This is a genomic window from Actinomadura sp. NPDC048021, assembly GCF_040653135.1.
Lineage (GTDB): Bacteria > Actinomycetota > Actinomycetes > Streptosporangiales > Streptosporangiaceae > Spirillospora > Spirillospora verrucosospora.
The window spans coordinates 159446-181803 of record NZ_JBEZJQ010000009.1; the positions used below are offsets into that span (position 1 = coordinate 159446).

A 22358-nucleotide genomic window follows, 5' to 3' on the forward strand; every position below is an offset into this window, starting at 1 on the left:
GATGGGCCTTCGTCCGAAACGTCCCGTAGATCCCCGGTTGCTGACCGCGCTGGCCGAGCACCCGGTGATGGCCTCGATCGTCGGGGCCGCCGCGGCCGGCCGGTTCGCCTCCCGGTCGGCGCCGCTCGGCATCCTCGCGTCCGTCCCGCTCGGCGAGCTGGAGGCCACGGTGGCGGCGACGCTCGCCGCACGCAAGATCGTCTTCGTGAACACGGACTCGACGCCGGGCCTGGGGCACGACCCGGGGGCCCTGACCTACCTCAAGGGGATCGGGGCGATCGGGATCTGCTCCACCCGCGCGGCGATCATCGAGCGGGCCGGCGGGCTGGGCCTGCTGACCATGCAGAAGGTCTTCGTCACGGACCGGTCGAACCTGCACCGCAGCGTGCAGTCCATCGGCCGGTCCCACCCGGACCTCGTCCAGCTCATGCCCGCGGTCATGCTGCGCTACGTCGAGCGCGAGGCCCGGGAGCTCGGCGTCCCGTACCTGGCCGCCGGCTTCGTCCAGGAGGAGGCGGACGTCTCCGAGGCGCTGCGCCACGGCGCCGCGGGCGTCTGCACCTCCGACGACACCCTGTGGGATCTGCGCCGGTCCGCCCTGCGCGCGTCCTGATCCCCGCACCATCCGGCTGACGCGCCGGCCCGCCCGTGCCCCCTGCGGCCGGGCGGGCCGGTCGCCCCTGCACGCCCCCGCAACGGAAGGACCCTCATGAAGCCGGGGACGCCCGCTCCTCCCCTGCCGGCCGGCGCTCGCGCGCCCTCTCCCGCCCGAAGAAGGGGCGGCCGCCGCGGGACGCGGGCGGGCGCGGCGCTGGCGCCCGCCCTGTTCACCGTTCTGTGGAGCAGCGCGTTCGTGGCGGGCGTCCCCGGCGTCAGGGCGGCCCCGCCGCTGCTGCTGATGTTCGCGCGGTTCGCCGTCGCCGGGGTGCTCCTCGCGGCGTACGCCCTCGTCACGCGCGCCCGATGGCCGCGCGGGCGGGCGCTGGCGCACGTCGCCGTCACGGGGCTGCTCATCCAGGCGGTGCAGTTCGGCTGCTTCTACACCGCCCTCTCCCTGCACTATCCGGCGGCGGTGATCTCGCTCGTCCAGGGCCTCAATCCGGTGGTGATCGCGCTGGCCGCCCGGCTGCTGGGCGAGACCGTCGACCGGCGGCAGGCCCTGGGCTTCGCGCTCGGCGCGGCGGGCGTGGTGCTCGCGGTCGCCGACCGGGTCAGCGTGTCGGCCTGGGGGATCCCGCTGTGCCTGGCGGGCCTCGGCGGACTCAGCCTCGGCACCCTCTACCAGAAGCGCTTCGTCCGCGACATGGACGTCAGAACCGGGACGGCCACGCAGGTCCTCGTCGGCGCGGCGGCCGTGGGCCCGCTCAGCCTGGCCGTCGAGACCCCGCGCGTGTCCGACTGGACGGCGTTCGGAGGGTCGGTCGCGTGGATGGTGCTCGTCAACTCCATCGCGGCGTTCCTGCTGCTCAACCGGATGCTGGCGCGCTCGTCGGCGACCCGGGTGAGCACGGTGTTCTTCCTGACCCCGTCGGTCACGGCGGTGCTGGCCTGGCTGGTCGCCGGCCAGGCGCTGCACCCCCTGGTGATCGCCGGCCTCGTGCTCGGCGGCGCCGGAGTCCTGCTCGCCGCCGGACGCCCCGCCGCGACGGGACCGCCCCGGCGCGGGAGGCGCCGGGCGGCCCGCGGCGCCGGCGGGGCCGCCCGCGTGTCGGGGCCGCGGGTCAGCGGTAGTCGTTCTCCTTGAGCTCCACGACCCAGGCGCGCCGCTCGGCGATCTTGCCGTCGCGCATGACGAACACCTCCGCCATGGACATGCGCATCTCCCCGCCCGCGGCCCGCTCCACCGTGCCGGTGAGCTCCGCCATCACCACGTCGCCCTGCTCGACCATGCGCACGACCTCCAGACGCGGCGGGTCCAGAAGCTCGGGCGGCCCGTCGATGGCCTTGTCGTAGGCCTCCTTGCCCGTCAGGTGGAAGGCGCCGAAGACCGTCCACTCGATGTCGTCGGTCAGGCACGACAGGATCTGCTCGTGGTCGTTCTTACGGAATCCGTCCAGGTAGGTGGTGACCGTCTTGATGTTGCGCGACATCGCCTTCTCCTTCGTTCCGGTCGCCGTTCGTGGGACGCGGCCGTGCCGGCCCGCGCCCCCTCATGAGCTGGTCGGAGCGGTTCGCGCATTCTCGACATCGCGATGGGGACGATCGTGGTCGTCCACCATCCGACGAAGGAACTGCAACGATGGCCGACGCCGGTCCCAAGCAGCGGTTGCGGGCGCCGGCCCGCAGGGCTCTGATCACGGCGGCGGCCGTGAAGGTCTTCGCTGGGAAGGGGTAAGCGCGGACGTCCATCGAGGTGGCGCCACCCGCGAGAAGCCGGGCGGCCTGGACGATGTAGGCCGCCTGGCTTTCGAGCATGTGGACGATGGAGCCGGACCCGACGTTGGTGTTCGGCCCGTACATGAGGAAGAAGTTGGGGAAGCCGGTGACGGCGAGGCCGAGGTAGGCGCGGGCGCCGTCCTTCCATGCGGCGTTGAGCTCCTGCCCGTGCGCGCCGAAGACGCGCATGGGCGCGACGAAGTCCTGGGAGCGGAACCCCGTGGCCCAGATAAGGGTGTCGAAGGCGTGGTGGACGCCGTAGGCGGTGCAGGCGCCGTGGCGGGTGATCTCGACGATCGGGCTGTCCACCACAGCGACGTCGGGCCGGTTGAGCGTCGGGTAGTACTCGCTCGAAGCGAGGATGCGCTTGCATCCCGGCTCGTAGCAGGGCGTCAGGCGCCGCCTCAGCCGCGGGTCGCGGACCGACCGGAGCGCGTACCGGCAGAGCAGGCGGACGGGCGCCGACAGGACGCGGCGGCCGCGCTGGGAGACCAGCGCGGGGTTGAGGACATCTTCGGCCCCGAGCTCTACGTCCCCGCCAGCGCCCTCGGCTACCTCATGGCCCTGCACGCCTGGCAACTCCTCACCGACCGGCCGGAAACCGGCGCCGGGAAGAGACCGCCCCATACTTAGCCGTTGCGCTAACCATGACGCTTGGGCAATACTTAGCTTTATGGCACAGTATTCGCCGGAGCTGGACGGCGTGTTCGTCGCCCTCGCCGACCCGACCCGGCGCGCCGTCGTCCGGCGCCTCGGGCTCGGGCCGACGAGCGTCGGCGACCTCGCCCGCGAGTTCCCCATGACCCTCCCCTCGTTCATGAAGCACGTGCGGACCCTGGAGTCGAACGGGCTCATCCGCACCCTCAAGTCCGGTCGGGTGCGCACCTGCGTGCTCAACCGCGAAAGGCTCGATCTCGTCGACGACTGGCTCGCCGAGCAACGCCGGATCTGGGAGGGGCGCACCGACCGCCTCGAACAGTTCGTCACCGACCCGAAGGAAGAAGGCCGATGAACCCCGATCTCGACCTCGGCCTGGAGCGGATCATCCGCGCTCCCCGCGCGACCGTGTGGCGCGCCTGGACCGATCCATCCCAGCTCGAACAGTGGTGGGTCCCGGCCCCGTCCCACTGCCGGGTGGACCATCTGGACACGCGGCCCGGCGGAGCGTTCGTCACGCGGCTGAGCGACGACGGGACCCACTTCGGCCCGCACATGGACGCGTGCTTTCTCGCCGTCGAGGAGCCCCACCGGATCGTGTTCACCAACGCGATCGACAGCACGTGGCGTCCCGCGCACCCCGCACCGGTCGCGATGACCGCCACGATCACGATGGACGACCATCCGGACGGCACGGCCTACCGGCTGGTCGTCCAGCACCGCGACACCGAGGCCCGCGCCCGCCACAGCGAACTCGGCTTCGCCGACGGCTGGACGACGGTCGCCGGCCAGCTGGCCGCCTTCGCGGAGAGGCTCACCGCACTATGAAGATCACCCTCACCGAGTTCGTCACGCTCGACGGAGTCAGCCAGGGCCCCGGCTCGCCGGACGAGGACACCACGGACGGTTTCACCCGCGGCGGCTGGCTCGTGCCCCACATGGACGCCACGTTCGTCCGGCGCGCCTCCGAGTGGCTCGACCTCGCCGACGGCCTGCTCCTCGGCCGGCGCACCTACGAGGCGTTCGCGCGCGACTGGCCGAAGATCACCGATCCGGCCGACCCCTTCACCGCACGGATGAACGCGCTGCCGAAATACGTGGTGTCCGACACCCTCACCGAGGGGACCTGGCACCCCACCACCGTGCTCGCGGGCGATCCGGTCCAGACGGTCGCCGGCCTCAAGGCGCGGCCCGGGCGGGAACTCCAGATCCACGGCAGTTCCCACCTGGGGGACTCGCTGCTGTCGGCGGGCCTGATCGACGCGCTCCGCCTCGTGGTCGCGCCCGTCGTGCTGCGAAGCGGCCGGCGCCTTCTGGACGCGCAGGGCGCCCCGAACGGGCTGCGCCTCGTCCGCCACGAGGCCACCCCGGCGGGTGTGCTGCTCCTCGAATACGAGACGACCGGCCGAGCACCTCAAGGCCAGTACGAGGGAGTCGCAGCGTTCACCTAGTACGGGAGAAGGACGATCCGCGGGCCGCGGCTCGACGGGCTCCGAGTGAGTCCGTCGAGCCGCGGTCCGCCGTTCGGCTCAGTCGCGCTGGGAGCGCACCGTGACCCGGCGGATGAGCTGCACGTCGGTGAGCGGGCCCGTGGACGCGGCGAAGCCGAACTTGACGGTGTTCGGGACGGGCCTGGGGGCGGCGAACCTCAGCACCCGCTTGAAACCGGCGCCGTCCCGGAAGTCGACGTCGACCGTCGCCACCGGATTCGGTCCGGGCGACACCGACACGCGGACGACTCGCTTCACCGGTTCGAGCAGCTTTTCGGCTCGGCTCGGCGTGACGCCGGCGGGCATCGTCTTCAGGTCGCCGTGGAGCCGCCCCGGAAGCGACGATCGCCACGGGCCCCTGGTCGTCTTGTTCTTGGTGGTCGCGGCGAGCAGGCAGTATCCGGTGGAGCCGTTCCCGGGGCCCCGCGCGGTCACGACGTTGGGACCGGGAGCGGGCGGACGGAACACCGTCCCGGCCGGGGAACGCCGCTCGCAGCCGTTCCCGCGCCCTTCACCGTCGCCGAAGTAGTCCCCGAGCACGTCGAGCCCGATGCCGAGGTACCCGCCGTCGACTCCGGGGACGAACTGCTCGCCGGCCCGGCCGCCCGGGAGTTTCTGGGCGTAACCGAGGCTCCCTCCGAACGCCCCGGGCGTGTTGAGGCCCCGGGCGCCGTCGGTCATGAAGAACGAGATCCCGTCGGCCGGAGCCCGTGTGGTGTTGCCGTACTGCCATTGTTCGAAGGTGACCTCCAGGCCGCCGCGCGTGGGAACGGGCGAGTCGAACAGCGCGGCGCCGGTCTGCTCGAAATGGGCGTCGGTGAGTTGCAGATATCCGCGCGTCGCCGCGTCGCCCGGCGGCACCGGACCGACCGGGTCCCGGCGGCAGCCGCTCAGCGGGTGGTTCGTGGCCTCGGCCGCCGGGTTCCCCCGCGGCGCGCCCGTCAGGCAGGCCGACCCGTACCCGACGAAGCGCGAGTCCGCGGTGGCTCCGGTGAACGATTCGCGGACCAGCACGGATCCCGGACGGTGGTCCGCCGCCGACGCGTGCCCGAATGACGCGACGGCCGCGACGACACCGACCGCCGCCGTGATGCAAGCTCCCCGATGCCTCATGCCGTTGACTCCTCACGCAGGTCCGAAACGATCTCTCTTCCGCGTTCATCTGAACACACGATCACGTCGAGACCCCCGCATTGCCGGTTTCGCGGCAAGACACGAAGTCATTCTTTACCGCAATGCATGGCATCCCACGAGACGGCCGAGACTTCGCCATGAAAAGCAGAAAACAAACGTTTTACGGAAACCGGAAGTCGGCCATTCCGCGTCCCTCATCGCGGAGCGGCACAGCGAGGGCGCGCCCGCCACCGGTACAAGGGAGGCGGGTCCGTCCGGGGTGCGTTGAAGGGGCGAGACGGGTGTCAGGGCTTGCGGGCCAATCCGCCTGAGCAGGACACCTCGGGGACGTCTTCCTGGCCGGGGTCGGGCCGCCATCGCGTCACCGGCACGACACCGGGTTCCAGCAGCTCCAGGCCGTCGAAGTAGCCGGCGATCTGCTCCTGCGTGCGTGGAATGTAGGGGACGGCGCCGCTCGCGGAGTTGTAGGTGCGGATGGCCGCGGCGTAGGCGGGGTCGCTGTCGGTGCCGTCGTAGACGGCCAGGTAGCTGCCGGAAGGCAGCGCCGCCATGAGCTGGTCGACGATCGAACGGGCCTGGTCGTAGTCGCCCACCAGCCCGAGGATGCCCATGAGCATGAGCGCGACGGGCTCGTCGTAGTCGAGGGTGCGGGCGGCTTCGGCGAGGATCGCCTCGGGCTCGCGGACGTCGGCCTCGACGTAGTCGGTGGCGCCTTCGGGCGTGCTGGTCAGCAGCTTCCGGGCGTGCGTCAGCACCAGCGGGTCGTTGTCGACGTAGACGATCCGGGAGGCCGGGGCGAGCCGCTGGGCGATCTCGTGGGTGTTGTCCATGGTGGGCAGCCCGGTCCCGATGTCCAGGAACTGGCGGACGCCCGCCTCCCCCGCCAGGTGGCGCACCACCCGCTGCAGCATCCGCCGGGACTGCCGCGCCATGGCGACCATCCCGGGGAAGACCGCGAAGATCCCTTCTCCGGCCTGCCGGTCGACGGGGTAGTTGTCGGTACCGCCCAGCAGGAAGTTCCAGATCCGGGCCGAATGCGGCACGGTCGTGTCGATCTCGGGTCGTGAGCTCACCGCGGACGGCCTCCCCGTTTTCGGATCCCTTGCAGGGTCTTCTACCCACCACGGCCCCGCTGAGCGTGGTCCGGAGGGGACAGGCATGCAACAGCGCTGTTATATTAGCGCTGTGACATCCTTGGACCCGACCGCGACGCCGGGGCGGTGGCATGCCCTGCACACCCTGCTGGCCGGCCTGGACGCCCAGATCGAATCCCTGTACACCGACCGAGGCATCCGGGGAGTCCGCCCCCGCTTCGCCTACCCCCTCATCCGTCTCGCGCATACCGGCCCGCTGACGATCCGCGAACTGGCCGCCTCGCTCGACCGCTCCCACTCGGCGATGAGCCAGACGATCGCGGCCATGCGCCGCGAGGGGCTGGTCGACTCCGAGCCGGGCGCCGACGCCCGCACGCGCCGCGTCTCCCTGACCGACCGGGGCCGCGCCCTCGTCCCGTTCCTGGAGGCCGAGTGGCGCGCGACCGAGGCGGCGGTCGCCGAACTCGACGACGAGGTGCCGCATCGGCTCAGCGCCGTCGTCACCGAACTAGAGCGCGCTCTGGCACGGCGGCCGATGAAGGACAGGATCCTCTCCCACCTCGACGCCGTGCCTCCCGATCCCGCGCCCCCGGCGCCCGCCCCGGCCGAACCGTAGCCGTGGCCCTGAGCGAACGGCTCATCGACGTCCGTCCGCTGCGCGGGAGCCGGGCGTTCCGCGACCTGTGGGTCGGGTCGTCGCTCGCCTCGATCGGCCGTCAGATCGCCGTCGTCGCCGTCCTGCAGCAGGTCTGGGAACTGACCCGCAGCCCCCTGTGGACCGGGGCCATCGGCCTGGCCACGGGTGTGCCCATGCTCGTGCTCGGCCTGGTCGGCGGATCGCTGGCCGACGCGGTCGACCGCAGGAGCCTCGTCCGCGCGGCCACCGGCGGCCAGGCGCTGGCGTCCCTCGGCCTGATGGTGCAGGCCGCCGCCGGGAACCGGTCGGTGACGCTGCTGCTGGCCCTGGTCGCCGTCGAGACCGGCTGCGCGGCGCTCGGGGCGCCGGCCCGGCGCACGTTCCCCGTCCGGCTGCTGCCTTCCGACCAGCTCGCCGCCGGGCTCGCCCTGCAGAGCGTCGCGTTCCAGGCGTCCATGCTGGTCGGGCCGGCCGTCGCCGGGCTCGTGCTCGCGCAGTGGCGCTACCCCGCCGCGTACGCGGTCCAGGCCCTGGCCACCGCCGCGTCGCTGGTCGCCGTGATCCGGCTCCCCGCGATGCCCGTCCGGCGCGACGAGGATGAGCGGCCGCCGGGAGGGGAACGCCGCGGGCCGCTCCCGGGAGGCTGGCGGCTCGTCCTGCGGCACCCGATCCTGTGGGGGTCCTTCGGCGTCGACCTCGCCGCCACCGTCCTGGCCATGCCCGTCGCGCTCTTCCCCATGGTCAACGAGCTCCGGTTCGGCGGCGATCCCCGGACGCTGGGGCTGTTCCTGTCCGCGATCGCGGTCGGCGGGCTCGGCGCCGGCCTGTTCTCGGGGACGGTCACCCGCCTCCGCCGCGGCGCCCTCGCCCAGCTCGTCGCGGCCTCGGTCTGGGGGCTGGCCCTCGCCGGTTTCGGCCTGGCGGGGCCTCTCTGGCTCGCGCTGTCCTGCCTGGCGGCGGCCGGCGCGGCCGACACCGTGGCCGTGATCACCCGCGGCGCCCTGGTCCAGGTCGAGACCCCCGACCACTTCCGGGGCCGGGTCTCCTCGGTCGAGCACGTCATCGGCGTCGCCGGCCCCGAGCTCGGCAACTTCCGCGGTGGGCTGCTCGCGTCCGCCACCTCCGCGCCCCTGGCCCTCCTGGTCGGCGGCCTGGCGGCGGCGGCCGCGGTCGTCTCCCTCGGCCTCCTCAATCCGGCTCTGCGACGGCACCGGGCAGCGCCCGGGCACCCCGACCCGGACCGTGCTCCGCGGCAGGAGTCTCCCGCGACCAGCGGATGACCCTGCCCGCCGGGCACCGTGGGCTGCGCTTCCACGGACGGGTTTCGCCTAGGGTCGTGTTCCGGTCGGTTCTGGAACCATGTCCGAAACCCCACGGGCGGCGCTCAGGGACGGCCGGGTCCGGCGCACGGGCGCGCCGGGGCATCCTCCGTGCGGCCACGGAGATCACGGAGAAGGCGGGAGAGGGTCATGGACGTCGAGCGGACATCGCTGCCGGGCATCGGGTTGCGGCACGTCTTCACCACCGGGCGGGGGCGCCAGATCGGGGTGGTGTCGCACCGCACGGGCCGCCGCGATCTGGTGATCTACGACAAGGACGATCCCGATACCTGCGTCGTGTCGGTGGCGCTGGCGGCCGAGGAGGCCAACGCCCTCGCCGAGCTGCTGGGCACCGGCCGGGTGGTGGAACGGCTGGCCGAGCTCAACCGGCAGGTCGAGGGGCTGGTGACCGAGCAGATCCTGCTGACGGCCGCCTCGCCGTTCGCGGGGCGCCGGCTGGGCGACACCCGGGCCCGCACCCGCTCCGGCGCCTCGATCGTCGCGGTGGTGCGCGACGGCGAGGTCATCGCCAGCCCGCGCCCGGACTTCGAGTTCCGCGCCGAGGACGTCGTGGTGGTGGTCGGCACCGACGAGGGGACGGCCGCCGTCGCGGCCATCCTGCACGGCGGGTGAGAGGACCGTGCATGCTGCGACACAACTGATCGAACTCGGAGCGATCGTCCTGGCGCTGGGGCTGCTGGGCGCGATGGCGGTCCGCTTCTCCATCTCACCGATCCCGCTGTACCTGGTGGCCGGGCTGGCCTTCGGCTCGGGCGGCATCCTGCCCCTCGGCGCCAGCGAGGAGTTCGTCTCGCTCGGCGCCGAGGTGGGGGTCATCCTGCTCCTGTTCACGCTCGGGCTGGAGTACACCGCGGGCGAGCTCGTCGGAACCCTGCGCACCTCGGCTCCGGCAGGACTGGCCGACCTCGTGCTCAACGCCGCTCCCGGGGTGGCGGTGGCGCTGATCCTCGGCTGGGGGCCGGTGGCCGCGGTGGCGCTCGGCGGCATCACCTACGTCACCTCGTCCGGGATCACCGCGAAGGTCATGGGCGACCTCGGCTGGCTGGGCAACCGGGAGACCCCGGCGGTGCTGTCGATCCTGGTGTTCGAGGACCTGGCGATGGCCGCCTACCTGCCGATCCTCACCGCGCTGCTGGCCGGGGCCTCCCTGGTCGCCGGGGCGACCACGCTAGGCATCGCCGCCGCCACCATCACCCTGATCCTGTTCGTCGCGCTGCGGCACGGCCGGCTGGTGGAGCGGTTCGTGGCCAGCCCCACCGACGAGGTGCTGCTGCTGAAGGTGCTGGGCCTGACCCTGCTGGTCGCCGGCGTGGCCCAGCAGTTGCAGGTGTCGGCGGCGGTCGGCGCGTTCCTGGTCGGCATCGCCCTGTCGGGCCCGCTGGCCCACACCGCGCGCGAGCTGCTGGCGCCGCTGCGGGACCTGTTCGCCGCGGTGTTCTTCGTGTTCTTCGGCCTGCACACCGATCCCGGCCAGCTGCCGCCCGTGCTGGGCGTGGCCGCGCTGCTCGCCGTCGCCGGGATCGCCACCAAGCTCGCCTCGGGCTGGCTGGCCGCCCGCCGCGCGGGGGTGGCCGCCCGCGGGCGGCTGCGGGCCGGAGCGGCACTGGTCCCGCGCGGGGAGTTCAACATCGTCATCGCCGGGCTGGCGGTGTCCGCCGGCATCAACCCCCGGCTGGGGCCGCTGGCCGCCGCCTACGTGCTGATGCTGGCCATCGCCGGGCCGCTGATCGCCCGCGGCGTCGAACCCTTCATCCGCTGGCGCAACATCCGGCCGTCCCGCACCCGGCCGGACGGGGCACGCCGGAGGCAGGACGTCCCCCAGCCCGCCGACGGGGCCGCCGCCGACCGGGAGGCGAGGCGGGACGAGGCGGAGCCTTCGGGCCGGCCGCCGCTGTCCGGCCAGCAGTGAACCGCGCCCCTTCCGCTCAGCGCCGGGCCGGCGGAGGGGTGAAGGTGCAGGGCAGGCGCTTGTAGCCGTTGATGAAACCGGACTTGAGCCGGTCGGGCTCCCCCGCGGCGATGTCGGGCACGCGGGTGAACAGCTCGCGGAACATCACGGTGATCTCTCGCCGTGCCAGGTTGGCGCCCAGGCAGAAGTGCGGCCCGGGGCCGCCGAACCCGACGTGCGGGTTCGGCGAGCGCGTGATGTCGAACCGGTCGGGGTCGGCGAAGACCGCCTCGTCGCGGTTGGCGGACCAGTAGAACAGCGTCACGCGGTCGCCCTTGCGGAAGGTGTGGCCGTTCATCTCGTGGTCGCGGGTGAGGTTGCGCCGCATGAAGATGACCGGGCTGCTGAAGCGCACGATCTCCTCGACGGCCCCGGCGATGCGTCCGTCGAAGTCGGCCAGCAGCAGCTCGCGCTGGTCGGGGTGCTCGGTGAACAGCTTCAGGCCGTGCGCGATCGCGTTGCGGGTGGTCTCGTTCCCGGCCACCACCAGCAGCAGGAAGAACGTGGCGAACTCGCGCGGGCTCAGCCGTTCGCCGTCGACGTTGGCGTTCACCAGCGCCGAGGTCAGGTCGCCGGTGGGGGACGCTCTGCGCTCGCGTCCGAGGCGGGCCGCCAGCCGGTGCAGCCGCCACCCCGCGGACGCCACCGTGCCCAGCATGCGCAGCGTGCCGAGCCGGCCCGGTTTCGGGGCGCCGTCCCGGTACTCGAGGGTGGCGCCCACGTACTCGGGGTCGCTGTAGCCGACGATGATGTTGGTCAGTTCCACCACCCGCCGGTGGTGCCGGGCGGGGATGCCGAGCATGTCGCAGATGACCTCGACCGGCAGCCGCGCCGCCGCCCCGGACACGAAGTCGCCGCCGCCGGCCTCGACCAGCTCGTCCACGATCCGGGCGGCGCGCCGGGCGATGTCGTCCTCGGCCCTGGCCAGCATCCTGGGGCTGAACGCCCGCGAGACGATCCGGCGGATCTTGGCGTGCCGCGGGTCGTCCATGTCGATCATCGAGTTGAAGTAGCCGTCCATCCAGCGCGGCATGTCGGCCGGGCTGGTGGCGCTGGGCTCGCTGCTGAAGATCTCCGGGTGGCGGCTGGCCTCCGTCACGTCGGCGTGGTGGACCAGCGCCCAGGATCCCGGGCTCTGCCGGAGGAAGGGGAGCTTGGGCAGGGTGAAGAACACCGGGCCAGGCTGGGCGCGCAGCAGCGCGAACGCCCGCGCCCGCTCCTCCAGCGGACGGGCCCAGAACCGCAGGTCGCTCAGGTCGATGTCCGCCAGGGTCAGCTGCGGGGGGATCTCCGTGGCCACCGGGCCTCACGCTCCCGTCTCGTCGCGACCGAGTTCTGGTGATGCGACACACCAGAAATATCTGGTGAGTACCGTCTCCAGATTTGCGGAGGAAGTCAAGGGATGCGGCACAATCGGGCTGTGACGTCCCAGCCGCCCCGCGCGCGCCCCTACGGCGGCGTGCCCGCCGACGAGCGCCGGGCCCGCCGCCGGGCCGCGCTGCTGGCGGCCGGGCTGGAACTGCTGGGCACCCAGGGGTGGGCCGCCACGACAGTGCGGAAGGTGTGCGCCGAGGCCGGGCTCAACGACCGCTACTTCTACGAGAGCTTCCCGGACCGCGACGCCCTTCTCCTGGCGATCGTCGACGACCAGGTCGCCCAGGGCACCGACGTGATCCTGTCCGCCGCCCGCCGGGCGCCCCGGCATCCGCAGGCCCGCACCCGCGCCGTGGTCACCGCCGTGTTCGACTTCCTGACCACCGACCCGCGCCGGGCCCACATCCTCACCCACGCCTTCCCCTCCTCCCCCCTGCTCCAGCGCCGGCGCATCGAGATCATCCGGACCATGGCCGTGATCTTCGCCGCGCAGACCCACGAGACCCTCGACCAGGTCCCGCTTCCCGACGTCGACGTGGAACTGACCGGCCTGACCCTCACCGCGGGGCTCTGGGAACTGTTCACCACCTGGTTCCGCGGAGACCTGGACGTCGACCGCGACCACCTGATCGACTACACCGTCGCGCTGACGCTGAGCACCGCCGAACTGGCCACACCCCTCCACCACCGCCTCCACTGACCGACGCGCGGATGTGACGGAGCACACGCGCGCCGGTGTTACGGACGGGCCGCCCGCGGTGTCCTGTGGAAGACCCGTGCAGGAAGGATGATTCCGTGAGCGACCACGCCGCCGATCCGGCGACCGAGGACTTCGTCACCCACCGCAACCTCCTCTTCACCGTCGCCTACGAGATGCTCGGTTCCGCCGCCGACGCCGAGGACGTCCTCCAGGAGACCTGGCTGCGGTGGGTCAAGGTCGACCTGGCGCAGGTGCGCGACCGGCGCGCCTACCTGGTCCGGATCACCACCCGGCAGGCGCTCAACCGGTTGCGGACGCTGACGCGGCGCAGGGAGGCCTACGTCGGGCCCTGGCTGCCCGAGCCGCTGCTCACCTCGCCGGACGTGGCGGAGGACGTCGAGCTCGCCGAGAGCATGTCGATGGCGCTGATGCTCGTCCTGGAGACGCTGGCGCCCACCGAACGCGCCGTCTTCGTTCTGCGGGAGGTCTTCGACGTCGGCTACGAGGAGATCGCGGCCGCGGTCGGCAAGAGCACCGCCGCCGTCCGCCAGATCGCCCACCGCGCCCGCCGGCACGTCGACGCCCGCCGCCCCCGCGAGGCGGTCTCGCAGGCCGAGACCCGGGCCGTGCTGGACTCGTTCAGACGCGCTCTCGACACCGGCGACCTCCAGGGGCTGCTCGACGTGCTCGCCCCCGACGTCGTGATGGTGGGCGACGGCGGCGGGCTCAAGCAGGCGGCGCTCCGGCCGGTCACCGGCGCCGAGAAGGTGGCCCGCTACATCGTCGGCGGCACCGGCAGGGTGAAGAGCACGGTCACCGTCGAGCAGACCGTGGTCAACGGCAACCCCGCGCTCGTCATGCGGCTGGACGGCGAACTCGACGGCGTCCTGGCGGTCCGCGTCGAGGGCGCCCGCATCACCGGCCTCTACTACGTCCGCAATCCCGAGAAGCTGACCCGCGTGGAGGCCGAGACCCCGCTCACGCGATGACCCCGGGGAGGCGCCGGCGGGGCCTCCGGCTCAGCTCGGCGGCCGCTCGGGCAGGAGCCGGTCGAGGAGGTGGGCGACGGTGATGACGCCGATCATCGGCGCGTCGGTGCGGTCGGCCTCGCCGCTCACCGCGACGACGGGGCTGCGGTCGGCCGCCATGACGCTGGCGATCTCCATGACGGTGGCGTCGGCGTCGACGACGGGCAGCGCCTTGCGCTCCTCGCCGAGCAGATCGGCGACGCTCTTCTCGCCGAGCCGGGCGCACAGCATGTCGGCGTGCCGCTCGTCGTAGACCCGGGCCAGGGCGGGGTCGTCGCGGACGTGCGGGGGGATGATGGACCGCAGCAGCTGCGAGGCGGGGATCACCGCGACGGGCCGGCGGCCGGGGTCGACCACGATCAGCCCGGCGAGCCGGTGCTCGGCCACCAGCCGCGCCGCGTCCAGCGCACCGCTGTCCGGCGTGACGATCGGGTATTCGACGGCGAGATCTCGTGCGCGCACCGCTCCAACGTAACCGACCGCCGGGCGGGGCGCGGGTTCAGCGGTCGGCGGCGTCCCGGTCCCGGGCGGCGGCGTGGAGGTCGAAGACGACGCGGCGCAGGTCGTCGATGGTGTCGTCCAGTCCGGTCAGGGCCGCCCGGACGCGCCGGGTGGCGTGGGGGTCCTGGATGCGGGCCAGGGCGGCGTGCAGTTCCAGGCCGATGCCGAACAGGCGACGGGTGATCTCGTCGGCCAGGTCGCGGGCGAGGCGCTGCGCGTCAATCGATTCGTGCTCGCGCCTGAGCGCGGGCGATGGATGGGTCATCCCTCCGCCCTCTGCACGGGGAACAAACGGTACAAACAAGGTCATTCCCCGGAGCGCACGCCCAGCCACGCCCGCGAGGTGCGGATTTGCGGGCGCTTTGTCGATTCTGTCCGCATTCCTGCCCCGGTCCCAGGGCCGAAGGTCCCTCGAACCGGGGACAGCGGCCCCTGCCTGCGCCTTTCCGCCCGGGGGAAGGCTGGACACACCGACAGGGGGAGGGATCGGCCATGAACGATCACGAGAGGACGGGCGCCGTCCTGGTCGGGTACGACGGGTCGCCCGCCGCCGACCAGGCGCTGCGGTGGGGGGTGCGGGAGGCGCGGTTCCGCCGCCTGCCCCTCACGGTTTGCCATGCCTGGCACTGGCCCTATCCGCTGCGCCAGCCGGACAACGACACGCTGGAGGTCCTGCGCGGCGCGGGCGCGATCGTGGCGGACGACGGCGTGCGCAAGGCCCACGCCCTCGCCGAGGGCCTGGACGTCCGCTGGCGCCTGGAGCGGGGATGGGCCTCCGCCGTCCTGCTGGAGGCGTCGCGCGACGCCTCCCTCGTCGTGCTCGGCTCGCGGGGGCACGGCGGGTTCGAGGGCCTGTCGGTCGGCTCCACCGCGGTCCAGGTGGCGTCCCATGCCGACCGCCCGGTCGTCGTCGTCGGGCCGGACCTTCCGTCCGCCCCCCGGGGCCGTGAGCGGCTGGTGGTGGGCGTGGACGGCTCGACGGGCGGCGAGTCGGCCATCGGCTTCGCCTTCGAGGAGGCCGCGCTGCGCGACGCCTCGGTGACGGCGGTGTGCAGTTGGTGGGACCCGGCCGCGTTCCGCGGGCCGGACCGCGTCCCCTTCAGCGACCCCCAACTGATCAGGCGCGAGGCGATGGCGCGGTTCGAGGAGGACCTCGCGCTCTGGCGGAGCCGGTTCCCGCAGGTGCCGCTGGAGAGCGAGTTCGTGGTCGACACTCCGCGGCAGGCCCTGATCGGCGCCGCCCGCGGCGCGGCGCTGCTGGTCCTGGGCGCGCGCGGGATCGGCTCGGGGCCCCAGACGCTCCTGGGTCCGGTGACCCAGGCCGCGCTGCAGGAGGCGCTCTGCCCGGTGGCGGTGGTGCCCGCCCGGGGAACCGGGCGGCGCGGAACCGAGGCGGCCGCGGGGGCCTCGGCGCGCGGCGGGACGGGCTGAGGAGCGCGCGGGCGTCCGCCCGGACGCCTGGAGCCACCGATCCAACGGGGAGGGAACATGCTGGTCAGCAACGTTTACCGGCCGACGGTCTTCGCCTGCCGGGCCGACGAGCCGCTCGCCGACGTCGCGCGGCGGATGATCGAGAGGAAGGTCGGCGCGCTGGCGGTGCTCGACGGGGAGCGGGTCGCCGGGATCATCACCGAGCGCGACCTGGCCGGGGCCCTCGCCTCGTCGGCCGACCCGGCGTCCGAGGAGGCGGCGGGGTACGCCTCGGCGCACGTCGAGACCGCCGCCCTGGACGAGGACGCGCGGGACGTCGCGCGACGGATGCTGGAGGCGGGCATCCGCCACCTGCCAGTGGACGATCACGGTCGGCTGGTGGGGATGGTCTCGATGCGCGACCTGCTCGCGCTGGAGACCTGGGCGGCCTGAGACCCGTGGGGCCCGCCGGGCGGGCGACCGTCGGGCGGGCCGCGCGATGAGACCGGGGCGGGCTCACGCGGTGCGCTCGGACGCCCGTTCGAGCAGCCGGCCGACCTCGATCTCGGAGACCGGCGGGAAGTCCAGGTAGAAGTCGCTCGCGGTGACGAAGAACGTCGGCGAGAGCGGGCACACCACCTCCTCGGCGACGGTCCACAGATGGTCGACGGTGGCGGGCGACGCCGTGGGCACGGCGAAGACGACCCGCCCGGCCCCCCGCGCCCGGGCGTCGCGGCACGCGGCCTCGGCGACGAGGCGGCAGGCCGCGCCGTCGTCGACCACGATGGCGTCCCGCCCGGCCAGCGGGAGGCTCGGGCGCCGCCCGCGCAGCCGGAGCCCGAGGGCCCGCGCCTCGACGCGGGCGTCCCGCTCCAGTTCCCCCAGATGCGCCTCCCCGGCCCCCGCCCGCCGGGCGGCCTCCTCGTCCAGGACGCGCGCCGGCCCCTCCGCGACCGCGCCCACCAGGACGCGGGGCGGCCCCGGGACGACGAGCTCGCGCACGACGAGCACGTCGAGCGCGCACCCGAGCCGCGCGGCGGTCTCGGCCGCCACCGGGACGCCGCCCCCGTGCAGGCCGAGGATCCGGACGTCCCCACCCGTGTACCGCCTCAGGTTGGCGACGAGTTGCCGTCCCGCGTCCTGCCGATCGGAGTACATCGCCCCACCTCGCTCGCTTGCCTTCCCTCCACCAGGATCCGGAGAGGGCGTACGGCGTTCCAGTGCGCATCGGCCCTCCCCCGGACCGACCTTCGTCCCCGTCTCCCCCGCGTGATCAGGTTCGGCGGGCGAGATAGGCGACGCAGCCGTCCAGGGTGGCCAGCTCCGCGTAGTCGTCCTCGTCGATGCGCAGGCCCGAGCCGTCGCTCAGCCCCTCGACGAAGCCGAGGAAGTCGAGCGAGTCGAGGCCGAGGTCCTCGCGCAGATCGGCGTCCCCGCCGACCGTCGCGGCGTCGACGTCGGGTGCCGCCTTCTCCAGCGAGCGGGCAGCCAGATCGCGTGCCTCTCGGGGTGTCATAGCTCCTCCGGGCTCTGCAGCAGCCGGTCCACGGCCTCCAGCAGGCGCGCGCCGGTGTGGCCGTCGGTGGCCCGGTGGTCGGCGGCCAGGGTCGCGGTGACCACCGGGCGGACGCCCAGCAGCCCGTCCACCGCCCACGGCCGCCGGACGATCCCGCCGAAGCCGAGCAGGGCCACCTGCGGCGGGAAGACGACGCCGGTCACCGACTCCACGCCCCGGTCGCCGAGATCGGTGACGGTGATCGTGGCGTCGCCCAGCTCGGAGCCGCGCAGCCGACCCGTCCGGGCGCGGACGAGCATCTCCTTCAGGGCGGCCATCAGGTCGTCCAGGGACAGCTCGTCGGCGCCGCGCAGGGTGGGGGTCACCAGTCCGCCGCCGCGCAGCGCCGTGACGATCCCGACGTGGACGCCGTCTCCCTGGACGAACGCCCCGTCGAGCCAGTGCCCGTTGAGCTCGGGCACCTCGCGGGCCGCGAGCGCGCTCGCCCTGAGCAGCAGCGCGGCCGGGAGGAGGCGCCCCGCCACCGGGAGCTCGCGGTTGCGCGCCCGGAGCCAGGCCGTCGCGGCGTCCATGTCGATGGTGGTGCCGAGGTAGTAGTGCGGGATCTCGCGCTTGCTGCGGGCCATCAGCTCGCCGATCGCCCGCCGCATCGCGGCCTGCTTGTCCGCCGCCGCGCGCCGGGGAGCCGCCGCCCTCCGGCGCGGCTCGGCGGGCGCCCGCGGTGTCCGGGCGGCGGCGCGGACGTCGTCGGCCCGGACGGCGCCGCGGGCCCCGGAGCCGCGCACCCGGCCCAGGTCGACGCCGAGTTCGCCGGCGAGCCGGCGGGCCAGGGGCGAGACCCTCGGACGGGACGCCGGGCGGGTGGCCCTCTCCACGTCCGCGCGGACGATCCTGCCGTCGTGGCCCGTGCCGTGCACCGAGTCCAGGTCGACGCCCCGCTCCTCGGCCAGCCGCCGGACGAGCGGTGTCGCCGCGGGCCGGTGCTCGGGGGCGCGGCCGGCCTCCTCGCGCTGCGGCGCCGGGGGCCCGCGGGGGCGGACGACTCCGGCTCGGGCGCCGCGGGGCGGGACGGCTCCGGCGCGGCGGCCGGCGAGGTCAGGCGGGCGAGCGGGGCGCCGACCGGGACGCTGGTCCCGGGCCGGACGAGGAGCGCGTCGACCACGCCGTCGTCGAAGCACTCGACCTCGATGTCGGCCTTGTCGGTCTCGACGACGGCGACGGTGTCGCCCCTGCGGACCCGGTCCCCGGGCTCGACCAGCCATTCGGTGAGGGTGCCGCGGTCCATGTCGGCGCCGAGCGAGGGCATCGTGAAGTCAGGCATCGCCGCTCACCGCCCGCCGCGCGGCGGAGACGACGTCGTCCGGCTGGGGCAGCGCCGCCTCCTCCAGGTGCCGGGGGTAGGGGATCGGGATCTCGGCGCCGCACACGCGGGCGACCGGCGCGTCGAGCTCGTAGAACACCTGCTCGGTGATGCGGGCGCTGATCTCCGCGGAGAGGCTGCCCGACCGCCACGCCTCGTCCACGATCACGGCGCGGTGGGTGCGGCGGACCGAGTCCATGATCGTGGCGTCGTCCAGCGGGCGCAGCGACCGCAGGTCGACGACGTCGGCCTCGACGCCCTCGGAGGCGAGCCGCCCGGCGGCCTCCAGGGCCGTGCGCAGGGTCCCGCCATAGGTGATCAGGCTGACGTCCGAGCCGGACCGGCGCACCGCGGCGCGGTCGATGTCCACCGCCCCGGCGTCCGGCGGCAGCTCGCCGGACACGGTGTACAGGGACCCGTGCTCGAAGATCAGGACGGGGTCGGGGTCCCGCAGGGCGGTCCACAGCATGCCGCGGGCGTCCTCCAGGGTCGCGGGGGCGACGATCCGCAGGCCGGGGATGTGGGTGTACCAGCCTTCGAGGCTGTGCGAGTGCTGGGCGGCCAGCTGCCGGCCCGCCCCGGTCGTCATCCGGATCACCAGGGGGACGCCGAACTGCCCGCCGGACATGTGGGACAGCGTCGCGGCGTTGTTGAGGATCTGGTCGAGCGCGAGCAGGCTGAAGTTGACCGTCATGATCTCCACGACGGGGCGCATCCCGGCGAGGGCCGCGCCGATGCCCGCCCCGACGAACGCCGACTCCGACAGGGGCGTGTCGCGGATCCGCTCGGGGCCGAACTCCTCCAGCAGGCCGAGGCTGACGGCGAAGCAGCCGCCGTAGCGCCCGACGTCCTCACCCATCAGGAACACGCGCTCGTCTCTCGCCAGCGCCTCGCGCAGAGCCTCCCGCACGGCCTCGCGATAGGTGACGGGGCCTTCGGCGGACGCGTGGGCGGCGGAGGCCGTCCGGGTGGTGGTCATGGCCGCACCGCCCTCTCGGAGTAGACGAAGCGGGTCAGGTCGGCGACCGGCTCCAGCGGCGCGTCCCTCGCCGCCTCCACGGCGCCGTCGATCTCGGCGGCGATCTCCTTCTCCATCGCGGTGAGGTCCTCGTCGCCGAGGACGCCGTCGGCGCGCAGCCGGGCGGCGAGGGCGTCGATCGGGTCGTGGCGCCGCCACTCCTCGATCTCGGTCCTGGCGCGGTACCGGTCCGGGTCGTACATCGAGTGGGCCCGGTACCGGTAGGTGCGCATCTCCAGGAAGTGGGGGCCGCCGCCCCAGCGCACCGACTCGGCCGCCCGCCGCGCGGCCGCCGAGACGGCGAGCACGTCCATGCCGTCCACGGCCCACGAGACCAGGCCGTAGGACGAGGCGCGCAGGGCCAGGTCGGTCTGGGCGTGCTCGCGGGCGAGCGCGGTGCCCATCGCGTACCGGTTGTTCTCGCAGACGAACAGGACCGGCAGCCGCCAGAGCGCGGCCAGGTTCAGGCACTCGTGGAACTCGCCCTCGGCGGCCGCCCCGTCCCCGAGGAAGCACGCCGTGACCTGGTCGGCGCCGCGCATCCGGTCGGCGAGCGCCAGCCCCACCGCGAGCGGCAGCCCGCCGGCCACGATGGCGTTGCCCCCGTAGAACCGGGTCGCCGCGTCGAACAGGTGCATCGAGCCGCCGCGGCCTCGGCTGCAGCCGGTGGTCCGGCCGAACATCTCCGCCATGACCGCCTCGGCCGGGATGCCGCGCGCGAGGGCGTGCCCGTGCTCGCGGTAGGTCGTGACGACGGCGTCCCGCGGCCCGAGCGCGGGCATCACCCCGGCGGCCACGGCCTCCTCGCCGATGTACAGGTGCATGAAGCCGCGGATCTCGGCCGCGCTGTACAGCTCGACGCAGCGCTCCTCGAAGCGCCGGATGCGCAGCATCTCCCGCAGCAGGGCCCGGCGCTCCTCGTCCTCCGGCGCGGCATCGCTCCGGCCGGCCGCGGGGCCGGGGCCGGTCTCCGCCGTCTTCTTCCTGGTCATGGGCTCTGCTCCAGTGTCGACAGGTCCCCTTCGGGCAGGCCGAGCTCGCGCGCCTTCAGCAGGCGGCGCATCACCTTGCCGCTGCGGGTGTGCGGGAGGTGCGGGTCGAACGCGATCTCCTTGGGCGCCAGCGAGGCCAGCCGCCGGCGGCCGAACGCGACCAGCTCGCGGCGCGTCTCCTCGTTGGCCTCGTGGCCCGGGCGCAGGGTCACGAACGCCTTGACCACCTCCCCCGCGACCGGGTCCGGCCGGCCGATGACCCCCGCCTCGGCGACGGCCTCGTGCTCCATCAGCGCGCTCTCGACCTCGAACGGCCCGATGAGGTGCCCGGCCGACTTGATCACGTCGTCGGCGCGCGCGACGAACCAGTAGTAGCCGTCGGCGTCCCGGCGGGCGATGTCCCCGGTGAGGTACCACCCTCCGGCGAACGCCTCGGCGTAGCGCGCCTCGTCGTGCAGGTAGCCCCGGAACATCGACGGCCATCCGGGCCGGAGCGCGAGCTCGCCCTCGGCCTGCGGGCCGGGCGCCGCCGCCACCCGCCCGTCGGCCGACACCCGTGCGCGCCCGTCCGGGCCGCGCTCCAGCAGGGCGACCTCCACGCCGGGCACCGGACGCCCCATCGAGCCGGGCCTGATGTCCATGGACGCGTAGTTGCCGATCATGATCGCGCCGGTCTCGGTCTGCCACCAGTTGTCGTGGACGGGGAGGCCGAACGCCGTCACGCCCCACACGACGGCCTCGGGATTGAGCGGCTCCCCCACGCTGGCGACGAACCGCAGGGCGGACAGGTCGCGGCCGCGCGCCGGCCCGGTCCCGTACCGCATCAGCATCCGCAGCGCGGTCGGCGCCGTGTACCAGACCGAGACCCGCTGCTCCTCCAGGATCCGGTACCAGCGCCGCACGTCGAACTCCGCGGCGTCCACCAGCAGCGTCGCGCCGTGGGTGAGCGGGGCGATGATCCCGTAGGAGGTGCCGGTGACCCAGCCGGGGTCGGCCGTGCACCAGAACACGTCCCCGCGCCGGAGGTCCAGCGCGTACGCGGCGGTCGCGTGATGCGCCACGACCGCCTCGTGGACGTGGACCGCGCCCTTGGGCGTCCCGGTGGTGCCGCTGGTGAAGTGCAGCAGCGCCATGTCCTCGGGGCCGGTCGGTGGGATCTCGAAGAACGGGTCGGCGCCGTCCATGGCCTCCCGGTACGAGACCGTTCCGGGCGGCGCGTCCGACCCGCCGACGACCAGCACGTGCCTCAGCCCCGGGAGCTCTCCCCTGATCTGGGCGATCTTCCTCGTGTACAGCTCGGGGCTGGTGACCAGCACCTTCCCGTCGCCGAGCCGGAGCCGGTCGCGGATCGGCTCCGGCCCGAACGCGGGGAACAGCGGCGCGAGGACGCTGGTGTTCTTCAGCGTCCCCAGCGCCGCGACGTAGAGCTCCGGAACGCGTCCCAGCAGGGAGAAGACCCGCTCCCCCTTGCGGACTCCGAGCGCGCGCAGCACGTTGGCGAACCGGGAGGTCTCCTCCCGCAGCCGCGCGTAGGTGAGTTCGGTGGTCCGGTCGTGCCGGTCCAGGCAGCGCAGCGCCACGCGGTCGGCGAGCGGCCCGTCGGCGTGCCGGTCGACCGCCTCGTGGGCGATGTTGAGGCCCCGGCCGCCCGGAAGGCCGTCCATCGCGGCGCGCGCCTCGTCCCAGCGGAAGCGGTCGTAGACCTTCCCGTAGTCGTCCAGGTTCGGCGGGAGGCCCGGGCGCCCGGCCTTGGTGATGGGTTCCCAGCCCATGCGGCTCACCT

The 22358-nt window shown here is 73.8% G+C and carries 26 protein-coding genes and 1 pseudogene; 13 read left to right on the top strand and 14 right to left on the bottom strand.

Annotated features, from left to right (window positions below; translation table 11 throughout):
• The first annotated feature begins 1 nt into the window (after position 1).
• Positions 2-613: a glycerol-3-phosphate responsive antiterminator gene (locus AB0C87_RS17075; protein ID WP_345172167.1), complete on the top strand. Its 612-nt coding sequence runs from the start codon at positions 2-4 to the stop codon at positions 611-613.
• A gap of 96 nt (positions 614-709) precedes the next feature.
• A complete protein-coding gene (locus tag AB0C87_RS17080; protein ID WP_360578361.1) occupies positions 710-1744 on the top strand; it encodes a DMT family transporter in 1035 nt (344 codons plus the stop codon).
• Here AB0C87_RS17080 and AB0C87_RS17085 read toward each other — a convergent pair.
• Entirely contained in the window at positions 1722-2090 is a 369-nt protein-coding gene (locus tag AB0C87_RS17085) for a nuclear transport factor 2 family protein (RefSeq protein WP_353831234.1), read from the bottom strand. The two genes, AB0C87_RS17080 and AB0C87_RS17085, sit on opposite strands and share 23 nt — an antisense overlap.
• The gene (locus AB0C87_RS17090; protein ID WP_360578363.1) at positions 2041-2946 is read right to left on the bottom strand and encodes a hypothetical protein; all 906 of its coding nucleotides are present in this window, start codon (positions 2944-2946) and stop codon (positions 2041-2043) included. The genes AB0C87_RS17085 and AB0C87_RS17090 overlap by 50 nt, the downstream gene beginning before the upstream one ends.
• 103 nt (positions 2947-3049) lie before the next feature.
• On the opposite strand from AB0C87_RS17090, the gene AB0C87_RS17095 reads away from it, so the two are divergent.
• The 3 genes from AB0C87_RS17095 to AB0C87_RS17105 are packed head-to-tail and all read left to right on the top strand — an operon-like array spanning position 3050 to position 4484.
• The gene (locus AB0C87_RS17095) at positions 3050-3388 is read left to right on the top strand and encodes a metalloregulator ArsR/SmtB family transcription factor (RefSeq protein WP_179842476.1); all 339 of its coding nucleotides are present in this window, start codon (positions 3050-3052) and stop codon (positions 3386-3388) included.
• The gene (locus AB0C87_RS17100; protein WP_360578365.1) at positions 3385-3861 is read left to right on the top strand and encodes an SRPBCC domain-containing protein; all 477 of its coding nucleotides are present in this window, start codon (positions 3385-3387) and stop codon (positions 3859-3861) included. Before AB0C87_RS17095 ends, AB0C87_RS17100 begins: the two co-directional genes overlap by 4 nt.
• A complete protein-coding gene (locus tag AB0C87_RS17105; RefSeq protein ID WP_345172157.1) occupies positions 3858-4484 on the top strand; it encodes a dihydrofolate reductase family protein in 627 nt (208 codons plus the stop codon). Before AB0C87_RS17100 ends, AB0C87_RS17105 begins: the two co-directional genes overlap by 4 nt.
• Before the next feature lie 78 nt (positions 4485-4562).
• Here the strand turns inward: AB0C87_RS17105 and AB0C87_RS17110 are convergent, their stop codons facing one another.
• Both AB0C87_RS17110 and AB0C87_RS17115 read right to left on the bottom strand, forming a co-directional pair.
• Positions 4563-5636 (bottom strand): hypothetical protein, encoded by a 1074-nt coding sequence (locus AB0C87_RS17110; protein ID WP_345172155.1) that lies wholly within the window; start codon positions 5634-5636, stop codon positions 4563-4565.
• Positions 5637-5941: 305 nt separating this feature from the next.
• Positions 5942-6730, bottom strand: a complete 789-nt coding sequence (locus AB0C87_RS17115; RefSeq protein WP_360578367.1) for an SAM-dependent methyltransferase — start codon at positions 6728-6730, stop codon at positions 5942-5944.
• Positions 6731-6842: 112 nt separating this feature from the next.
• Between AB0C87_RS17115 and AB0C87_RS17120 the strand changes: the two genes are divergently transcribed.
• The 4 genes from AB0C87_RS17120 (at position 6843) to AB0C87_RS17135 (ending at position 10637) form a co-directional block, all read left to right on the top strand.
• The gene (locus AB0C87_RS17120) at positions 6843-7367 is read left to right on the top strand and encodes a MarR family transcriptional regulator (RefSeq protein WP_360578369.1); all 525 of its coding nucleotides are present in this window, start codon (positions 6843-6845) and stop codon (positions 7365-7367) included.
• A gap of 2 nt (positions 7368-7369) precedes the next feature.
• Positions 7370-8668 (top strand): MFS transporter, encoded by a 1299-nt coding sequence (locus AB0C87_RS17125; RefSeq protein ID WP_360578371.1) that lies wholly within the window; start codon positions 7370-7372, stop codon positions 8666-8668.
• A gap of 189 nt (positions 8669-8857) precedes the next feature.
• Positions 8858-9340 carry a TrkA C-terminal domain-containing protein gene (locus tag AB0C87_RS17130; protein ID WP_345172146.1) on the top strand — a complete coding sequence of 161 codons (483 nt, stop codon included), beginning with the start codon at positions 8858-8860 and terminating at the stop codon, positions 9338-9340.
• Between the two features lie 7 nt (positions 9341-9347).
• On the top strand, positions 9348-10637 hold the full coding sequence (locus AB0C87_RS17135; protein WP_360359953.1) for a cation:proton antiporter: 1290 nt from the start codon (positions 9348-9350) through the stop codon (positions 10635-10637).
• A 16-nt stretch (positions 10638-10653) separates the two neighbouring features.
• Here the strand turns inward: AB0C87_RS17135 and AB0C87_RS17140 are convergent, their stop codons facing one another.
• Positions 10654-11976 (bottom strand): cytochrome P450, encoded by a 1323-nt coding sequence (locus tag AB0C87_RS17140; protein ID WP_360578373.1) that lies wholly within the window; start codon positions 11974-11976, stop codon positions 10654-10656.
• Positions 11977-12096: 120 nt separating this feature from the next.
• On the opposite strand from AB0C87_RS17140, the gene AB0C87_RS17145 reads away from it, so the two are divergent.
• The gene (locus AB0C87_RS17145; RefSeq protein WP_360578374.1) at positions 12097-12750 is read left to right on the top strand and encodes a TetR/AcrR family transcriptional regulator; all 654 of its coding nucleotides are present in this window, start codon (positions 12097-12099) and stop codon (positions 12748-12750) included.
• A 95-nt stretch (positions 12751-12845) separates the two neighbouring features.
• The gene (locus tag AB0C87_RS17150) at positions 12846-13739 is read left to right on the top strand and encodes an RNA polymerase sigma-70 factor (RefSeq protein WP_360578376.1); all 894 of its coding nucleotides are present in this window, start codon (positions 12846-12848) and stop codon (positions 13737-13739) included.
• 30 nt (positions 13740-13769) lie between these two features.
• Here the strand turns inward: AB0C87_RS17150 and AB0C87_RS17155 are convergent, their stop codons facing one another.
• On the bottom strand, positions 13770-14240 hold the full coding sequence (locus AB0C87_RS17155) for a CBS domain-containing protein (protein WP_345172136.1): 471 nt from the start codon (positions 14238-14240) through the stop codon (positions 13770-13772).
• A 37-nt stretch (positions 14241-14277) separates the two neighbouring features.
• Entirely contained in the window at positions 14278-14544 is a 267-nt protein-coding gene (locus tag AB0C87_RS17160; protein WP_360578378.1) for a histidine kinase, read from the bottom strand.
• A 227-nt stretch (positions 14545-14771) separates the two neighbouring features.
• Here AB0C87_RS17160 and AB0C87_RS17165 point away from each other — a divergent pair, with 227 nt between their 5' ends.
• Complete coding sequence (locus AB0C87_RS17165) at positions 14772-15710, top strand: universal stress protein (protein WP_353831224.1); 939 nt, start codon at positions 14772-14774, stop codon at positions 15708-15710.
• 57 nt (positions 15711-15767) lie between these two features.
• Positions 15768-16142, top strand: a complete 375-nt coding sequence (locus AB0C87_RS17170; RefSeq protein WP_345172130.1) for a CBS domain-containing protein — start codon at positions 15768-15770, stop codon at positions 16140-16142.
• Positions 16143-16205: 63 nt separating this feature from the next.
• Here the strand turns inward: AB0C87_RS17170 and AB0C87_RS17175 are convergent, their stop codons facing one another.
• The 7 genes and pseudogenes from AB0C87_RS17175 to acsA all read right to left on the bottom strand — a co-directional run bounded on the left by AB0C87_RS17175 (position 16206) and on the right by acsA (position 22347).
• The gene (locus AB0C87_RS17175; RefSeq protein ID WP_353831223.1) at positions 16206-16847 is read right to left on the bottom strand and encodes a phosphoribosyltransferase; all 642 of its coding nucleotides are present in this window, start codon (positions 16845-16847) and stop codon (positions 16206-16208) included.
• 115 nt (positions 16848-16962) lie between these two features.
• Positions 16963-17205, bottom strand: coding sequence for a phosphopantetheine-binding protein (locus tag AB0C87_RS17180; protein WP_345172126.1), 243 nt, complete (start codon positions 17203-17205; stop codon positions 16963-16965).
• Positions 17202-18383, bottom strand: coding sequence for a 2-oxo acid dehydrogenase subunit E2 (locus AB0C87_RS17185; RefSeq protein WP_360578380.1), 1182 nt, complete (start codon positions 18381-18383; stop codon positions 17202-17204). Before AB0C87_RS17185 ends, AB0C87_RS17180 begins: the two co-directional genes overlap by 4 nt.
• Positions 18362-18526: pseudogene (locus AB0C87_RS17190) on the bottom strand (biotin/lipoyl-containing protein); the annotation flags it as partial. The gene AB0C87_RS17185 and the pseudogene AB0C87_RS17190, both read right to left, overlap by 22 nt.
• Positions 18519-19544 carry an alpha-ketoacid dehydrogenase subunit beta gene (locus AB0C87_RS17195; RefSeq protein ID WP_360578382.1) on the bottom strand — a complete coding sequence of 342 codons (1026 nt, stop codon included), beginning with the start codon at positions 19542-19544 and terminating at the stop codon, positions 18519-18521. The pseudogene AB0C87_RS17190 and the gene AB0C87_RS17195, both read right to left, overlap by 8 nt.
• A complete protein-coding gene (gene pdhA / locus AB0C87_RS17200; protein ID WP_345172119.1) occupies positions 19541-20575 on the bottom strand; it encodes a pyruvate dehydrogenase (acetyl-transferring) E1 component subunit alpha in 1035 nt (344 codons plus the stop codon). The genes AB0C87_RS17195 and pdhA overlap by 4 nt, the downstream gene beginning before the upstream one ends.
• On the bottom strand, positions 20572-22347 hold the full coding sequence (gene acsA / locus AB0C87_RS17205) for an acetate--CoA ligase (RefSeq protein WP_360578384.1): 1776 nt from the start codon (positions 22345-22347) through the stop codon (positions 20572-20574). Before acsA ends, pdhA begins: the two co-directional genes overlap by 4 nt.
• Positions 22348-22358 lie beyond the last annotated feature (11 nt).

Excerpts from the sequence above, each read along its gene's own strand:
- AB0C87_RS17085 (WP_353831234.1), bottom strand. The coding sequence starts at position 2,090 with ATGTCGCGCAACATCAAGACGGTCACCACCTACCTGGACGGATTCCGT.
- AB0C87_RS17180 (WP_345172126.1), bottom strand. The coding sequence starts at position 17,205 with ATGACACCCCGAGAGGCACGCGATCTGGCTGCCCGCTCGCTGGAGAAG.
- AB0C87_RS17075 (WP_345172167.1), top strand. The coding sequence starts at position 2 with ATGGGCCTTCGTCCGAAACGTCCCGTAGATCCCCGGTTGCTGACCGCG.
- AB0C87_RS17110 (WP_345172155.1), bottom strand. The coding sequence starts at position 5,636 with ATGAGGCATCGGGGAGCTTGCATCACGGCGGCGGTCGGTGTCGTCGCG.
- AB0C87_RS17130 (WP_345172146.1), top strand. The coding sequence starts at position 8,858 with ATGGACGTCGAGCGGACATCGCTGCCGGGCATCGGGTTGCGGCACGTC.
- AB0C87_RS17105 (WP_345172157.1), top strand. The coding sequence starts at position 3,858 with ATGAAGATCACCCTCACCGAGTTCGTCACGCTCGACGGAGTCAGCCAG.
- AB0C87_RS17170 (WP_345172130.1), top strand. The coding sequence starts at position 15,768 with ATGCTGGTCAGCAACGTTTACCGGCCGACGGTCTTCGCCTGCCGGGCC.
- pdhA (WP_345172119.1), bottom strand. The coding sequence starts at position 20,575 with ATGACCAGGAAGAAGACGGCGGAGACCGGCCCCGGCCCCGCGGCCGGC.
- AB0C87_RS17160 (WP_360578378.1), bottom strand. The coding sequence starts at position 14,544 with ATGACCCATCCATCGCCCGCGCTCAGGCGCGAGCACGAATCGATTGAC.
- AB0C87_RS17100 (WP_360578365.1), top strand. The coding sequence starts at position 3,385 with ATGAACCCCGATCTCGACCTCGGCCTGGAGCGGATCATCCGCGCTCCC.
- AB0C87_RS17165 (WP_353831224.1), top strand. The coding sequence starts at position 14,772 with ATGAACGATCACGAGAGGACGGGCGCCGTCCTGGTCGGGTACGACGGG.
- AB0C87_RS17195 (WP_360578382.1), bottom strand. The coding sequence starts at position 19,544 with ATGACCACCACCCGGACGGCCTCCGCCGCCCACGCGTCCGCCGAAGGC.
- AB0C87_RS17095 (WP_179842476.1), top strand. The coding sequence starts at position 3,050 with ATGGCACAGTATTCGCCGGAGCTGGACGGCGTGTTCGTCGCCCTCGCC.
- AB0C87_RS17175 (WP_353831223.1), bottom strand. The coding sequence starts at position 16,847 with ATGTACTCCGATCGGCAGGACGCGGGACGGCAACTCGTCGCCAACCTG.
- AB0C87_RS17080 (WP_360578361.1), top strand. The coding sequence starts at position 710 with ATGAAGCCGGGGACGCCCGCTCCTCCCCTGCCGGCCGGCGCTCGCGCG.
- acsA (WP_360578384.1), bottom strand. The coding sequence starts at position 22,347 with ATGGGCTGGGAACCCATCACCAAGGCCGGGCGCCCGGGCCTCCCGCCG.